At 52.9% G+C, this 14,665-nt stretch carries 15 protein-coding genes; 6 read left to right on the top strand and 9 right to left on the bottom strand.

What is annotated here, in order from left to right; genetic code table 11:
* Positions 1–29: 29 nt before the first annotated feature.
* Entirely contained in the window at positions 30–947 is a 918-nt protein-coding gene (locus GW579_RS04605; protein ID WP_206738809.1) for a LysR family transcriptional regulator, read from the top strand.
* Here the strand turns inward: GW579_RS04605 and GW579_RS04600 are convergent.
* Complete coding sequence (locus tag GW579_RS04600; protein ID WP_152327037.1) at positions 944–1,297, bottom strand: ArsR/SmtB family transcription factor; 354 nt, start codon at positions 1,295–1,297, stop codon at positions 944–946. The genes GW579_RS04605 and GW579_RS04600 overlap by 4 nt on opposite strands.
* A 237-nt stretch (positions 1,298–1,534) precedes the next feature.
* Here GW579_RS04600 and fusA point away from each other — a divergent pair, with 237 nt between their 5' ends.
* Positions 1,535–3,640, top strand: a complete 2,106-nt coding sequence (fusA, locus tag GW579_RS04595) for an elongation factor G (RefSeq protein WP_165057817.1) — start codon at positions 1,535–1,537, stop codon at positions 3,638–3,640.
* A 159-nt stretch (positions 3,641–3,799) separates the two neighbouring features.
* Here the strand turns inward: fusA and wrbA are convergent, their stop codons facing one another.
* The 4 genes from wrbA to GW579_RS04575 form a co-directional block, all read right to left on the bottom strand.
* The gene (wrbA, locus tag GW579_RS04590; protein WP_165057815.1) at positions 3,800–4,399 is read right to left on the bottom strand and encodes an NAD(P)H:quinone oxidoreductase; all 600 of its coding nucleotides are present in this window, start codon (positions 4,397–4,399) and stop codon (positions 3,800–3,802) included.
* 301 nt (positions 4,400–4,700) lie between these two features.
* Entirely contained in the window at positions 4,701–4,925 is a 225-nt protein-coding gene (locus GW579_RS04585; RefSeq protein ID WP_152327044.1) for a hypothetical protein, read from the bottom strand.
* Positions 4,922–5,335: a hypothetical protein gene (locus GW579_RS04580; RefSeq protein ID WP_165057813.1), complete on the bottom strand. Its 414-nt coding sequence runs from the start codon at positions 5,333–5,335 to the stop codon at positions 4,922–4,924. Before GW579_RS04580 ends, GW579_RS04585 begins: the two co-directional genes overlap by 4 nt.
* A 183-nt stretch (positions 5,336–5,518) precedes the next feature.
* A complete protein-coding gene (locus tag GW579_RS04575) occupies positions 5,519–7,402 on the bottom strand; it encodes a YadA C-terminal domain-containing protein (protein WP_165057811.1) in 1,884 nt (627 codons plus the stop codon).
* Between the two features lie 330 nt (positions 7,403–7,732).
* Here GW579_RS04575 and GW579_RS04570 point away from each other — a divergent pair, with 330 nt between their 5' ends.
* The gene (locus GW579_RS04570; RefSeq protein WP_152327046.1) at positions 7,733–8,059 is read left to right on the top strand and encodes a hypothetical protein; all 327 of its coding nucleotides are present in this window, start codon (positions 7,733–7,735) and stop codon (positions 8,057–8,059) included.
* Between the two features lie 74 nt (positions 8,060–8,133).
* Here the strand turns inward: GW579_RS04570 and GW579_RS04565 are convergent, their stop codons facing one another.
* On the bottom strand, positions 8,134–8,640 hold the full coding sequence (locus tag GW579_RS04565) for a DUF1003 domain-containing protein (protein ID WP_152327047.1): 507 nt from the start codon (positions 8,638–8,640) through the stop codon (positions 8,134–8,136).
* Between the two features lie 190 nt (positions 8,641–8,830).
* A complete protein-coding gene (locus GW579_RS04560; RefSeq protein WP_152327048.1) occupies positions 8,831–9,136 on the bottom strand; it encodes an EthD family reductase in 306 nt (101 codons plus the stop codon).
* A 154-nt stretch (positions 9,137–9,290) separates the two neighbouring features.
* Here GW579_RS04560 and GW579_RS04555 point away from each other — a divergent pair, with 154 nt between their 5' ends.
* Positions 9,291–10,637, top strand: coding sequence for a cation:proton antiporter (locus GW579_RS04555; RefSeq protein ID WP_165057809.1), 1,347 nt, complete (start codon positions 9,291–9,293; stop codon positions 10,635–10,637).
* A 72-nt stretch (positions 10,638–10,709) separates the two neighbouring features.
* Here GW579_RS04555 and znuB read toward each other — a convergent pair whose 3' ends face one another.
* Both znuB and znuC read right to left on the bottom strand, forming a co-directional pair.
* Positions 10,710–11,495 carry a zinc ABC transporter permease subunit ZnuB gene (gene znuB, locus GW579_RS04550; RefSeq protein ID WP_152327050.1) on the bottom strand — a complete coding sequence of 262 codons (786 nt, stop codon included), beginning with the start codon at positions 11,493–11,495 and terminating at the stop codon, positions 10,710–10,712.
* Positions 11,492–12,250: a zinc ABC transporter ATP-binding protein ZnuC gene (gene znuC / locus GW579_RS04545; protein ID WP_104921747.1), complete on the bottom strand. Its 759-nt coding sequence runs from the start codon at positions 12,248–12,250 to the stop codon at positions 11,492–11,494. The genes znuB and znuC overlap by 4 nt, the downstream gene beginning before the upstream one ends.
* A 95-nt stretch (positions 12,251–12,345) precedes the next feature.
* Here znuC and znuA point away from each other — a divergent pair, with 95 nt between their 5' ends.
* Positions 12,346–13,266, top strand: a complete 921-nt coding sequence (znuA, locus tag GW579_RS04540) for a zinc ABC transporter substrate-binding protein ZnuA (protein ID WP_165057807.1) — start codon at positions 12,346–12,348, stop codon at positions 13,264–13,266.
* A gap of 20 nt (positions 13,267–13,286) precedes the next feature.
* The gene (gene mepM / locus GW579_RS04535; RefSeq protein ID WP_165057806.1) at positions 13,287–14,621 is read left to right on the top strand and encodes a murein DD-endopeptidase MepM; all 1,335 of its coding nucleotides are present in this window, start codon (positions 13,287–13,289) and stop codon (positions 14,619–14,621) included.
* Positions 14,622–14,665 lie beyond the last annotated feature (44 nt).

Genomic DNA, 14,665 nt, shown 5'->3' with positions numbered 1-14,665 from the left:
TTAATAACGCGGATACATACCCTGTGAGTATGGCAATGATCGAACTGAAACGGCTTAACGCCTTTGTCACCGTGGTGGAAGCCGGCAGTATTACCCGCGCTGCCGAACTATTGTTTATTCAGCAGCCGCCATTGACGCGCCTGTTGCAGGGGCTGGAGCAGGATTTCGGCGTGCCTTTATTGCAGCGTTTGCCGCGCGGGGTGATCCCGACCGAAGCCGGTGAGGTGTTGTTGCAGGAAGCGCGCGCCGTACTGGCGCGGGCGGAGCAACTGAATGCAGCGATGCGCCGCGCGGCACAGGGCGAACAGGGGCGCATCCGGATTGGGTTCACCAGCTCGGCGGCATTACATACGTTTGTGCCCGCCCTGTTACGCCGGTATCGCGAGATTTATCCGTCTGTCAGCACGCAGCTTGAGGAAAGCGGCAGCGGCGAGTTGCTGGAAGCCGTGGTGGCCGGGCAACTTGACGTGGCGTTTGTGCGCATGCCGGTCAAAGACATGCCGGAGCTGGAGATGGAAAAGGTGCTGGAGGAGCCAATGTGGGTCGCTGTTCCCGCCGGACACCGGCTGGCTGCGCGGGTTTCCGGTCAGTCGCTGAAACTCGAAGAACTGAGCAACGAACCCTTTGTGCTTTACCGTCGCCGCGCCGGGCAGGGGCTGTACGATGCGATACTTGCGGCGTATGTCCGCGCCGGATTCAGCCCGCATATTGTGCAGGAAGCGCCACGGCTGACGTCGTGCCTGAGTCTGGTCGGCGCGGGGCTGGGGATTTCGATTGTTCCGGCGTCCATGACGCGGCTCGGTGGCGACGGCGTGGTGTTTTTGCCGCTGGATGCCAGTACGCGGCTCAGCGCGCCGTTATATCTCGCACGGCGGGAAGACAGCCATGCATCGTCTATAATAAGTACGTTTTGTCAGCTGGTCAGAAAGCAGCTGGCCGGAGATTAAAGGTGTTGCTCGGAGATGTGTTTTTGCGTGGATTCGACGGTAATGCCGTCGGATTCGATGGCGCTGAGCAGACAATCGAGCAGGCCGGGGAAGCGGGCGTCCAGATCCTCACGGCGCAGGGAAAGTAAGTTAGCGCGTCCGTCCGGGCGCTGCCAGATCACGCCGCTGTCACGCAACACGCGCCAGTGGTGAGTCAGCGTCGATTTCGATAAGCCCTGCAAAAGGGTGCCGCACGGGTGTTCACCGCCTTTCGCTAAGGTGCGGATCACCGCCAGACGTAGCGGATTTCCCAGCGCAGTCAGCACATTTTCGAGACGGATCTGCTCGCGTTCAGGGTGGTTGGCTATCATCGGACTTTCCTTACTTAGACGTGTGTTAACGCGGCCGCGCAATATAGCCTATCCCTCTGCTGCTGTACAACGCGACGGCCTCTGACCAATTTCATCGATAGAATAAATTAATTGTACGAATATACACGTACAATTGTAGTATACTCTCCGAACTAAGAAATTTAGTACTCATTACTTTGTGACGGGACGTGAAAACCACTCTCCGCCAACTTAGCCATCAACCAGTAAGGACGTTATATGGCTCGCAAAACGCCAATCGAGCGCTACCGCAATATCGGTATCTCAGCACACATCGACGCAGGTAAAACCACCACCACCGAGCGTATTCTTTTCTATACCGGCATGAACCATAAGCTGGGAGAAGTGCATGACGGCGGTGCGACCACAGACTGGATGGCTCAGGAGCAGGAGCGCGGTATTACCATCACGTCTGCTGCTGTCACCTGTTTCTGGCGCGGGATGGATCACTCGTTCGATGAGCATCGCATAAATATTATCGACACGCCGGGGCACGTGGATTTCACTATTGAAGTGGAACGTTCCATGCGCGTTCTCGACGGTGCGGTCATGGTGTATGACGCCGTGGGCGGCGTGCAACCGCAGTCTGAAACCGTCTGGCGTCAGGCCAACAAATACAAAGTGCCGCGTCTGGCGTTCGTCAACAAAATGGACCGCCAGGGCGCAGATTTCTTTCGTGTCCGCCAGATGATGGTGGATCGCCTGAAAGCCAATCCGGTACCGGTTGTTATTCCGATTGGTAAAGAAGAGCATTTCGCCGGCGTGGTGGATTTGCGCAAAATGCGCGCCATTTTGTGGGACGACGCGACACAAGGTATGACCTTTACCTATGAAGCGATCCCGGCAGAGTTGCAGGCGCTGGCGGAAGAGTGGCGCGAGAAAATGGTCTCGGCTGCTGCGGAAGCCAACGACGCGCTGATGGATAAATATCTTGAAGAAGGCACGCTGACGGAGGATGAAATTACCCAAGGTCTGCGTCTGCGCACCATCGCCGGGGAAATCCAGCCGATGCTGTGTGGCAGCGCGTTCAAGAATAAAGGCGTGCAGCGCATGCTTGATGCTGTGATTGAACTGATGCCGTCGCCGCTGGATATTCCGCCGGTTGCCGGTACGGACGAGGACGGCAACGAAGTGTTCCGTCATTCCGACGATAACGAGAAGTTCTCGGCGCTGGCGTTCAAACTGATGACCGACCCGTATGTCGGGCAACTGACGTTTGTCCGTGTTTATTCCGGCGTGCTGAAAAAAGGCGACAGCGTCTACAACCCGGTGCGCGGCAAGAAAGAACGCATCGGGCGTATCGTGCAGATGCATGCCAACGACCGCATCGAGATAGATGAAATCCGTGCCGGTGATATCGCGGCCTGTGTGGGCCTGAAAGATGTGACGACAGGTGAAACACTGTGTGACCCCAGCGACATTATCACGCTGGTGCGTATGGAATTCCCGGATCCGGTGATTTCGCAAGCCATCGAGCCGAAGACTAAGGCTGACCAGGAAAAAATGGGCATCGCGCTGTCACGACTGGCATCAGAAGACCCGTCGCTCCGCATCCGGACTGATGAGGAATCCGGCCAGACGATCATTTCCGGAATGGGCGAACTGCATCTGGAGATTATCGTTGACCGCATGAAACGTGAGTTCGGCGTGGAAGCCAACATCGGTAAACCGCAGGTCACGTACCGCGAGACGGTGCGCAAAACGGTGAAAGATGTGGAAGGGAAATTTGTGCGTCAGTCTGGCGGTAAAGGTCAGTACGGTCATGTGGTCTTTACGCTCGAACCTTTGCCGGCAGGCACGGGGTTTGAGTTTGTCGATGCGACTAAAGGTGGCGTGGTGCCGCGCGACTATATCCCGGCTGTAGAAAAAGGGGTCACGGAAGCGCTGAACAACGGCATTCTGGCCGGTTATCCGGTGGTCGATGTCAAAGTGACGCTGACGTTCGGTTCATACCACGAGGTCGATTCTTCGGAAATGGCGTTCAAAATGGCGGCCATCTTTGGTTTCAAAGAAGCAGCTAAACGGGCAGATCCGGTTATCCTCGAGCCGATGATGAAAGTCGAAGTGGAAACCCCGGAAGAGTACGCCGGTGGCGTGATGGGCGATTTGTCGTCGCGTCGCGGTACGGTGCAGGGCATGGAGGAGATAGCAGGCGGTGGTGGGAAAATTATCAAAGCCGAAGTTCCTCTGTCGGAAATGTTCGGTTATTCCACCGTTTTGCGGTCGATGTCGCAAGGTCGTGCAACCTACAGCATGGAGTTCAATCACTATGCCGAAGCACCGCGCAATGTTGCAGAAAACATCATTGCATCGCGTGGTAAATAAGTAAAACAGGCGTAATCTCCGCTCAAGACAAAACGGTCCGCAAGGGCCGTTTTTTTTAGTCATGGAAAGAGTGCTGAACCTACTAAAGGAACTTGTGATGAGGTGCTTACGACAACGAATGAAAGGCGCACACTTCTGCGCCTTATCTTATGCGTTTATTTAACTGACCAGTTTACTGACAATGGTCGCCACGTGTTTACCCTGATGCACGGCAATCCGCAGCTCTTCTGCACTTGGCTGACGTGAACCGTCGCCACCGGCGATAGTGGTCGCGCCATAAGGCGTCCCGCCGCGGACCTGTGAAATATCGAACAATTCAGGGGTGGTGTAGCCGATTGGCACGATGATCATGCCGTGATGAGCAAGTGTGGTCCAGGTGGAGGTGATGGTCATTTCCTGGCCGCCGCCGGTGCCGGTGGAACTGAATACGCTGGCGACTTTGCCTGCCAGTGCGCCTTTGGCCCACAGGCCGCCCGTTTGATCGAGGAAAGTGCGCATCTGGCCGGTCATGTTGCCAAAGCGGGTTGGTGTGCCGAAAATGATGGCATCGTAATCGCCAAGTTCTGCGGGGGAGGCGACTTCCGCCGTCTGACCGATTTTGCCACCGGCAGCCTTAAAGGCTTCTTCTGGCATCGTTTCAGGAACGCGTTTTATCGTGACTTCAACACCTGGAACGCTGCGTGCGCCTTCTGCAACACTCTGCGCCATTGTTTCAATATGACCGTACATAGAATGATAAAGAACCAGTACTTTTGCCATTTTAAACTCCTCATGAGGTGATGTCTGTTCCGTACTTTGTTCCGGTTTCTGACCGGCAATACGGGCGAACAATCCGCTTAAAAATCCCACATTAACTCCTCCGCCAGCACGGCGGTTGTGGTGAGCAAGAGACTTCATCGTCTGCGCACAGGCAGTCAGTTACAAACGCAAATTTTTGAACAGGCTCATCAATTAATTAGGGCAATGAAGCTGGCAAGGCGTATTTCGCACCTCTACATTCTAGGATAGAAGTGCGGTTTTGGCAGGCGGAGGGAGGCATATAAAAGGTAGTCAGAGTGCATTATTCTCTTTCTTTTTCCCAGCTGACCAGTACTGAGACTTCATCCGGTTGAGCGATGAATTTACTGAGTGTGGCGGTATGACCATCTTTCATTATCACCGACACCGCAACGCCAGTGACACCGTGAGACAAGGGTGTTTCTTCAACACGTTGCAACATTTTCAGGCAAGTAAACTGCTGCTCGGGCGCAAGATGTTTGAACTGGTCGGTGTGGTGTTTTTTCATATCGGCGTCCTTCCGTAAATCTGTCCGTTACGCATTAAAACCAGCTTATGGGTACGCTTGTAATAAATCGCTGTGAAAATACCTTTGCGATAAACCTGAGCATCCGCGTTATCTTCATCAAGGTATGCGGCAGTCCCTTCGATGTACCCTTGTTTATCTGCGGGAAAGATTTTGACATCTATCCCCTTAATGCGGGCATGCACAATTTTCTTAGTGGCCTGAGCATATTGCTTCGCCGAGTTTTCCATCGCCTGCTTCAGCGCTGCACTCTGAATTGCGGTCTGACGGTTCTGTTCCGCCATATAACAGGTATCTTTAGATAGGCCTTGCGACTGACAGTCCGCCATTCTGGATGCCTGGGTGGAGCAGCCGGCGAGTAACAGAGTCAAAGTGATAAGTAATTTTTTCATCAAAGATCGCTCCCGTGACTTAGTGGAGTTTTACCCGCGTATAAAAATTCTGCATGTTCAAACCAGCTGCAGTTTTCAATTTCAATTTTCATGTTATCCCCCGTAATAAACCTGACCGTGTGAGTACTTCTTATTGTCAGTGATTTCAGAAAAGGCAGCCCGCAGACTGCCAGAATCACTCTTTTACCAACCGTAAGAAACACCGGCAGAAACACCAAAGTTCTGCTGTGTATCACCTGTCACCGCTGTCTTGGTAACGACGTGATCATTCACACGGGCGGAGAATCCAACTGCAACTGAGCTTTCGCCGTTATAAGAACCCGCGCCCGCACCTAGGGCGAAATGCTGTGAATCCGTGACTTGTGGGATACCGGTAGCGGCCAGTGCAGAGGCAGATCCTGCTGCGGCATCTTTTTTGTTGTCATCAACCTGAGATTTCAGGTCAGAGAATTTCTTATTGGTGTAGTCGTTCGCCTGATCCAGCGTATTAGCGTCACCTACCGCGCGACTGTGTGATTCGGCTAGTACTTCCGCGTGAGCCTGCCCGGCTTCATCATTAAGCGCGGTGATCTCCTTGTCGTAATACGTTGAGCGAACTTCTTGTTTGACCACCGGTTGTTGAGCAGGTGTTGAAGTGACTTGCTGTACAGTATCTTTGTCGGATGCATTCTGCTCGATAGCTTCATTGCGGGCTGACAACATACGTTGAGCATGTTCATTAGTTTGCTGGTCAAGAACCTTCGCTGTTCCTTCAGCAACCTTTAGAACATTTTTGTCGGTTTGTGCGGCATCATCAGTCACCGCAGATAGCAAAGCGACGTGCTGTTGTGCTGTACGGTCACGATTTGCCTGAGCTATTTCTTGCCCATGAATTTCATCAGCATTTTCTTGATTCAGCTTTTGGTCATGTTGCAAACCAAGAGTATTCGCCTCAATGGAATTATCTTGCTTGGCATCATGGGCGTACTGACCTTGTTTCTCTAAAGCGCCTGCATATTTGTTATCAGTTAACAGCCGCTGTTTTGCTTGTGCTTCGTCAGTCTGAGTATCCGGGACACTATTGTACCGGTCAGCGTGAGCCTTGAATTCTCTGGCCTGGGCAAATTTAATTCTCAGGTCATCCTGCTGGCGCTGCTTAACGTCGTATTTGTCAGCCGTCAGGGCAGCCTGAGCCTGTTCGGCTTGTCCCTGAGTTACGGCGTTATATTTTAAGCGGGTCAGAACACGCTCATGCGCGGCATTGGCGCGACCTTCAAAGGTTTCCGGGATAACAACATTGTACCGGGCAGCGTGAGCCTGGAATTCTCTTGCCTGGGCAAATTTAATTCTCAGGTCATCCTGCTGGTGAACATCATAGTTGGCAGCGTTCGGGGCAGCCTGTGGTGTCAGTTGCACGATCTGCGCCGGAACCGTCGGGATTTTTGTCGGTGCGAGTAGCGGTGTGGCCTGTGGTATCAGTTGCACGATCTGCGCCGGAACCACCGGGATTTTTGTCGGTGCGAGTAGCGGTGTGGCCTGTGGTGTCAGTTGCACGATCTGCGCCGGAACCGCCGGGTTTTTTGTCGGGGTGAATTGCGGTGTGGCCTGCGGTGTCAGTTGCACAATCTGCGCCGGAACCGCCGGGATTTTTGTCGGGGTGAGTTGCGGAGTGGCCTGCGGTATCAGTTGTGGGATCTGCGCCGGAACCGCCGGGTTTTTTGGCGGCGCAATTTGCTGTATGGCCTGTGGTGTCAGAACGGGTGTTTGATTGACCTGATATAACGCATCAGTTTTTAACCAAGGAAATTTGGCGATAATATTTTCCTGCGCAGTCCGGTCAAGCGTGCCCCAGTACTCTATTACCTGAGGGGAATTCACGCCTTTACTTGAAATTAATTGTTGGAAGTCTTGTGTTGCATCAGCATGTGCAGCTGAGGCTGCAGTCATTCCCATCACAATTCCCGCCAGAACTCTCCGTACTGTAGAAGCGGACACACCAAAGTATCGCGCCAATTCCGTTTTATTAATGTTCCCTGCTGTGTAAGCAGCAATGATTTGTGCGTTGCGTTCTGTTACCTGAGCGTTCATGAGTTTTTTCCGACATTGAAATAAGTATCTGTTAGCGACAATTAAGAAGCGTTAGCAGAACGCTGTTTTTGTCTCTTTTCGAAAATCATACATGCCGTGAATGTGACTTGCTTCACGCATTCACCGGTCATTTGACTTATGTCAAGAAACGTAAAGTTATAGCGCTACATGAAGATGTTTCACTTAGCGCGCTTATTTGTAGCTATTGGACACAAATCGGCGTATCTGAAATGTAAAAACATAGGAATTTTCGTAGCGAATAGCGACGGGATGAAATATCTACGGGATTCTTGTACAATGTTCGGGGTTTATAAAACGGGAGATAAGTGGATGGCAGATAACGCAAATGACTTCCTGGACTATGTTCAGCGGCTGGGAATCGAACAACCCGCGTTGTGTATTCTGCTGGGGTTGCCACGCAGCACTTTAAACAAGTGGATAAACGGCACAGTGACACAAATTCCTCAGGTGGCCGTAACGGCAATCAGAATGCTATGGTTTATGCGTGAAAGTGACCCTGAGATGTTTGAAAAGTGGGCCATGGTGCAGGATTTTGGTGTGACGGCGGAGTATGCGGTCAACGACAAGGCGCAGGTATTTTTACATACCATCAGGCGCGAACCGAGTGCTCCTATCAAACGGTTACTGACGAAGTAATTTCTGCTGAAGAAACTTGCGTTAAAACGCTCATAAAGACGGCCACTCTGACCGTCTTTATCAGTAAAAAAGGGTCAGGCACTTTTAGGGACTGTGGAAGGCATTTTGCGTAACTCTTCCATTAATTCGCGGATACTGTTCTTTAATTCGGCGATTTCAATATCTTTCATTGCATCTATTTTTTCATGCAGCGCATAGAGTTCAAGGTCAGTTTTAACGTTGACGTTGGATTCCATTTCGGCGCGGCGACTGTCGTTAATATTCTGGCGTTTCTGGCTCATCATAATTGCCGGAGCCGTATATGCCGCCTGGAATGACAGGAACAGGTTTAATAAAACGAACGGGTAGGGATCGAATCCAGTTTTTTTAATCGCAATATTATAAGTCGTCCAGCCGATGATAATAGCAGTCTGGATGAGTATGAAAGTCCAGGTAGCGATACCGCCGGTAATTGCATCGGCCATGCGCTGACCGAAAGTCTTCTCCTGCTCGCAGTCAGCGGGGTCTGCCAGCAGTTCTTCGTGTTCCTTCTTACTTTGTTTTCTTAATACAGTGAGCTGACGCCGCGATTTTGTATCCATGATGGTGCTTTCATACGGTGATTAGGTTATTTAATCGTAGTCAATAACACCGGATAAAATAGCGCGCAGCCCGCAAAAAAACTTTAATAAGCAGAATAAAGTTTTACAAGGTGTAACCTCTATTCTGACTTATTGTTTTATCGATAAACGTTGACGGCGCGAAGCGTTTTATGTGATGAAAAAATGCCGGTCAGACAACCACGTCAAAAATCATCTTCACCGCTTCGATATTGGTAAAGTTCGCCACGTCTGCCACGAAATCCTCCACATTTCCCTCCATGCCTTTAGCGAAATCTTCCATCGAATGGCAGTAAATATGGCAGGCAGCGATGAACGGGGTATCAGCAGGTGCGCCCGCCTGGATTTTATCGATAGAGTAAGAATGACAATATTCACCCATACGGCTTTTGATCAGCGGCAGATGCACGTCGCGATAGTAATCGTGATCAAAGTAGCCGTTTTCAATGTTTGGGTATAACACGCTGTATTTAATCAATTTCAGTGCAACCTTTTTTCAGGATAAAAATTCATTTTAGCGTACAGGTAACAGACGCGCCGCGCGATTTGTGCCCGATGCACTTTATCTGAAAAATCACCCAGTTGATGACATGTACTAAGCTTAAGAGATCAATACTTATTATGGGTTACGCATGGGATTTTTAGGTTGGACAGCGGCAGTCGGAGGATTGCTCTTGATTATGTCACTGGCGTCGGGATGGATTTCCCGCGGACCGGTGACGACTTTTGGATTGTATCTGGCGGCGGGGATTGTCTGCGGCCCCTGGGTTTTAGATTTACTTCATGTCGATCTGGTAGCGTATTCAACGCTCACCGCGCGCTTTACTGAAATCGCGATGGCGGCTTCGCTCTTTATTACCGGCCTCAAGCTCCGGTTGCCTTTCCGTTCGCAAAGCTGGCGCGTCGGCGCGGTGCTGGCGTTCCCCGCGATGCTGCTGACGGTGTTATGCGTGACCGTGATTACGCATTACATCACCGGAATGTCCTGGCCACTGGCGCTGGCGTTGGGGGCGATTATCGCGCCGACGGATCCGGTTCTGGCGAGCATGATTGCGGTCAACGATGCGAATGACGATGACGGCCTGCGGGTTGCATTGTCGAGCGAAGCAGGAATGAATGACGGCTCGGCGTTGCCGGTTCTGATGCTGGCGTTAATGCTGTTTACCGCGCACGAAGGGTTGTCATCAGAAGCCATCTGGCACTGGGCGTGGCGTGATGTTGTCTGGGCACTGCTCGGCGGGCTGGGGATTGGTTTTGCGATGGGGAAACTGGTCGGGCTGAGCGCCACACGTTTTCACAGCAGGCAGCGCACGGTTGCGCCGAGTGATTTTCTTGCGCTGGCGCTGATTGCGCTGAGCTATGCCGCCGCGCAAAGCCTTGATGCGTCAGGATTTTTGGCGGCTTTTGCCGCGGGTGTCGGTTTGCGCAGCGCCGAGGTGCGCGTGGTGTCGCAGCATCCGCCGGAAGATCTGGAAGAAGGGCGGCGTCCACCGCCAGCGGAAGGGATGGTGAATCCGCATCAGCGCCACAATATGCAGGCGGAAATGCCGCAAAATTCTATCGGGCTGATGGTTGGCGATGCACTCTCATTCGGCGATACCATCGAACGGTTGTTTGCCGCCGGGATTGTGATGGTGCTGGGGATTACGCTGGCGGAACACTGGGAACCAATGGGCCTGCTGATCGCCGCGATTTTGTTTATCGTTGTCCGCCCGCTGGCCGTTTATCTCACGACGCTTGGCATCCGCGTGCCGCACGGACGGCGGCTGATGATTGGCTGGTTTGGTATCCGTGGGATCGGCAGTATGAATTACATCGCTTACGCCTGGACGCACGGACTGCACGGCGCAGAAGCCAATTACATGACCAACATTGCCTTTACGGTGATTGTTGCCAGCGTGGTGATCCACGGACTGACGGTGTCGCCGGTGCTGCACTGGCGTCAGGCGAGGCAGGCGGCGAGGGCGCATAAAGAATAATAAAGAAGATACAAATGAAAACGGACGCTCAGGGCGTCCGTTTTTACAGGCGTTTCTGCAATGATGTTACCGTCAGGCAATCTGCTTTTTGCCGAGGCTGAGCATAAACAGCACGGCGGCGGAAAGCACCACGGACGGGCCCGCCGGTGTGTCGTAGAAAGCCGAAAACGTAAGCCCCGCGGTGACGGCAACAATGCCAATCACAATGGCGACTGACGCCATTTGTTCCGGCGTTTTCGCAAAGCGGCGCGCCGTGGCGGCAGGAATAATCAGCAGCGACGTGATGATCAGCGCACCGACAAACTTCATCGCCAGACCAATTGTCAGCGCTGTGACCAGCATCAGAATAATCCGCGAACGTTGCAGGTTTACGCCATCGACATGCGCCAGTTCCGGGCTGATGGTCATGGACAGTAACGCCCTCCATTGCCAGCAAAGTACCGCAATCACGATGGTAACGCCGGCGGCAATCATCCAGATATCGCTGTACGTTACCGAGAGCAAATCACCGAACAGATACGCCATCAGATCGACGCGAACGCCGGACATCAGGCTGACCACCACCAGACCGAGTGATAATGCGCTGTGCGCCATAATCCCCAGCAGGGTATCGACGGCCAGATGCGGTTTGCGTTCCAGCGCCACGAGTAAAACTGCCAGCAGTAAAGTCACAGCAATGACGGTGTAAAATGGATTAACGTTGAGCAGCAGCCCAAATGCGACGCCGAGCAGGGATGCGTGAGCCAGCGTATCGCCGAAATAGGACATACGGCGCCAGACGACGAAAGAGCCCAGCGGACCGGCGGCAATCGCCAGCAAAACACCGGCGATCCAGCCGGGTAATAACAGCGCGATCATGCGTCACGACCTCCGGTGTTGCGCAAAATAATCTTCCCTTTTAAGTCGTGGCGATGATTATGGTTGTGGCGGTAAATCGCCAGTTGCTCCGCGCCCCGGTTGCCGAACATGGCAATAAATTCAGGATGCGTGGACACCACTTCCGGCGAGCCGGAACAGCAAATATGCTGATTCAGGCACAAAACCTCGTCGGTTTTCGCCATCACCAGATGCAGGTCGTGCGACACCATCAGGACGGCGCAGCCAAGCTCACAGCGCAGGTTGTCGATAAGGTTGTACAGCGCAACCTGGCCGTTGACGTCCACACCTTGCGTCGGTTCATCTAGCACCAGAAGCTGCGGGCTGTTCAGAAGCGCACGCGCCAGTAAAACGCGCTGGTTTTCACCGCCGGACAGTTTTTGCATCGGCTGATCGAGAAGGTGCGCCGCCTGAACGCGCTTCAGCGCAGGCAAAATGTCGCTTTTCTTCACGCCCGGTTTCAGGCGCATAAACCGACTGACGGTCAGCGGCATCGTCGGATCAAGATGAATTTTTTGCGGAACGTAGCCGATCCGTAAACCCGGCTCGCAGGTCATCGTGCCTTCTGTTGGCGCAATCAGGCCAAGCACAACGCGCACTAACGTTGATTTCCCTGCGCCATTCGGGCCAAGCAGGGTCAGTATTTTTCCGGGTTGCAGGCTCAGCGATATGTTGGACAGCACGCGGCGAGAACCGAAAGTTACCGAGATATTTTGAAGCGTAGCTAATGTGGGCATGTCATAGGGTCTTGCAGAACAAATCGGATGTTATAATATTGCGTTTCGCGAAAAATAACCAGTTTTCCCCCAACACGAAGATGAGTTCACCCCGCATGATACAGAAAAAAAGCGTTAAACGGATGTTACTGGCAGCCGCAATCCTCAGTTCCGGTGCGGTTTACAGCGCTCAGGCCGCCGTTCTGGCCTCCGTTCGTCCGCTGGGATTTATTGCCGCCGCCATTGCCGACGGCGTAATGCCGACCGATGTATTATTGCCGGATGGCGCGTCGCCGCATGATTTTGCGCTGCGACCTTCGGATATTCAGCGTATGCGGACCGCGGATCTGGTGGTGTGGGTGGGGCCGGAAATGGAAGCGTTTATGACCAAATCGGTCGCGCAGTTGCCGCCGAACCGTCAGGTGGAAATCGCCGCGCTTCCGGCGGTGAAACCGATGCTGATCAAAGGCAGCGATGATGATGAACATGACCACGATCATGACGACGGGGACCATCATCACGGCGAATACAATATGCACGTCTGGCTGTCGCCGGAAATCGCCCGTGAGACCGCCATTGTCATCCATAACAAACTCGTGCAGCTCGTGCCGCAGAAAAAGCAACAATTAGATGCAAATTTGTCGCATTTTGAAGAGGGCTTGACAAAAGCTGACAAAAACCTTGGTAGTATTCTGCAACCTGTTCAGGGTAAGGGATATTTTGTTTTTCACGATGCCTATGGCTACTTTGAAAAACACTTCGGCCTTTCGCCACTTGGTCACTTCACGATCAATCCCGAAATACAACCTGGCGCACAGCGTTTACATCTCATTCGAACACAGTTGGTTGAGCAAAAAGCGACCTGCGTTTTTGCTGAGCCACAATTCAGGCCGGCCGTCATAACGGCTGTTGCCCAGGGAACAAAAGTGCGTATGGGCACATTGGATCCGCTGGGGAGCGGCATTGTACTGGGCGCGGACAGCTACGTGAACTTCCTGTCACAGCTGACGAACCAGTATTTGAGCTGCCTGAAGTAAGCTAAAAGGACAGAATTTAAGTGCAGCTGATAGCCCGATCTATCGCTCTGGCGTATAGCAACCTTCCACGGCCCCACCGCATTATGCTGGGGTCGCTGACCGTCGTCACACTGGCCGTCGCCGTCTGGAAACCGTTAGCCTATCACCCGGACAATGACCTTTCCGACACCAAACCGCTGGTTAAAAACATCACGTTAGATAACCAGCAATTGCGTTCGCTGCTTCCCGAAGCCAGTGAACCTATCGATCAGTCGCCTCCGGCTGACGATGATATTCCTCAGGACGATCTGGACGATAAAACCGCGAACGAAGCGGGCGTTCATGAATACGTGGTTTCTACCGGCGATACCCTCAGCAGCATTCTGAATCAGTACGGTATTGATATGTCTGAAATTGCTGCGCTTTCGGACGCTAACCGTGATTTGCGTAACCTGAAAATCGGCCAGCAATTGTCATGGACGTTAAACGATGCGGGCGATTTACAGCGCCTGACGTGGGAGAAATCCCGCCGCGAAACGTACACATTTGACCGCTCCGGCAATACCTTCAAATCTTCACTGGAAACCCTGAAAGGCGAGTGGAAAGACTCGGTCATTAAAGGCACGCTGAACGGCAGTTTCGTGACCAGCGCCAAAGCGGCCGGGCTCACCAGCGGTGAAGTCAGCGCGGTTATCAAAGCGCTCCAGTGGCAGCTCGATTTCCGTAAATTGCAGAAAGGCGATGATTTCGCGGTACTGATGTCCCATGAAGTGCTGGAAGGGAAAAACGAGCAGAGCGAATTGCAGGCTGTGCATATGCGCTCCGGCGGCAAAGATTATTACGCCGTGCGTGCCGAAGACGGTAAATTCTACGACCGCACCGGCAGCGGGCTGGCGAAAGGTTTCCTGCGTTTCCCGACCGGTAAACAGTATCGTGTTTCCTCTAACTTTAACCCGCGTCGTCTGAATCCGGTCACGGGCCGCGTGGCGCCACACCGTGGTGTCGATTTTGCGGTGCCTGTCGGCACGCCGGTGCTTGCGGTGGGCGACGGCGAAGTGGTGGTTGCGAAAAACGGGGGTGCGGCCGGTAACTATGTCGCTATCCGTCATGGTCGCCAGTACATGACCCGTTATATGCACCTGCGCAAACTGCTGGTGAAACCGGGCCAGAAAGTGAAACGTGGCGACCGCATTGCGCTTTCCGGTAATACCGGCCGTTCAACCGGCCCGCATCTGCATTTCGAAATGTGGATTAACCAGCTGGCCGTCAATCCTCTGACTGCCAAATTGCCTCGTACAGAAGGGCTGACAGGTAAAGATCGCAGTACTTACCTGGCAACCGTCCGCGAAGTCGTCCCTCAGCTGAAGCTGGACTGAACCTCAGGTTTTACTGATTCGCTGCCGTGATTTATTGCAAAATA

This window comes from Rahnella contaminans (assembly GCF_011065485.1).
Classification (GTDB): Bacteria; Pseudomonadota; Gammaproteobacteria; order Enterobacterales; family Enterobacteriaceae; genus Rahnella; species Rahnella contaminans.
Note: the sequence above shows the minus strand (reverse complement) of the source record. Positions and strands in the feature narration are given on the sequence as shown.

Bases quoted from the DNA above. Each gene is read 5' to 3' on its own strand.
- GW579_RS04605 (WP_206738809.1), top strand. From the start codon at position 30: ATGGCAATGATCGAACTGAAACGGCTTAACGCCTTTGTCACCGTGGTG.
- GW579_RS04600 (WP_152327037.1), bottom strand. From the start codon at position 1,297: ATGATAGCCAACCACCCTGAACGCGAGCAGATCCGTCTCGAAAATGTG.
- fusA (WP_165057817.1), top strand. From the start codon at position 1,535: ATGGCTCGCAAAACGCCAATCGAGCGCTACCGCAATATCGGTATCTCA.
- wrbA (WP_165057815.1), bottom strand. From the start codon at position 4,399: ATGGCAAAAGTACTGGTTCTTTATCATTCTATGTACGGTCATATTGAA.
- GW579_RS04585 (WP_152327044.1), bottom strand. From the start codon at position 4,925: ATGAAAAAACACCACACCGACCAGTTCAAACATCTTGCGCCCGAGCAG.
- GW579_RS04580 (WP_165057813.1), bottom strand. From the start codon at position 5,335: ATGAAAAAATTACTTATCACTTTGACTCTGTTACTCGCCGGCTGCTCC.
- GW579_RS04575 (WP_165057811.1), bottom strand. From the start codon at position 7,402: ATGAACGCTCAGGTAACAGAACGCAACGCACAAATCATTGCTGCTTAC.
- GW579_RS04570 (WP_152327046.1), top strand. From the start codon at position 7,733: ATGGCAGATAACGCAAATGACTTCCTGGACTATGTTCAGCGGCTGGGA.
- GW579_RS04565 (WP_152327047.1), bottom strand. From the start codon at position 8,640: ATGGATACAAAATCGCGGCGTCAGCTCACTGTATTAAGAAAACAAAGT.
- GW579_RS04555 (WP_165057809.1), top strand. From the start codon at position 9,291: ATGGGATTTTTAGGTTGGACAGCGGCAGTCGGAGGATTGCTCTTGATT.
- znuB (WP_152327050.1), bottom strand. From the start codon at position 11,495: ATGATCGCGCTGTTATTACCCGGCTGGATCGCCGGTGTTTTGCTGGCG.
- znuC (WP_104921747.1), bottom strand. From the start codon at position 12,250: ATGCCCACATTAGCTACGCTTCAAAATATCTCGGTAACTTTCGGTTCT.
- znuA (WP_165057807.1), top strand. From the start codon at position 12,346: ATGATACAGAAAAAAAGCGTTAAACGGATGTTACTGGCAGCCGCAATC.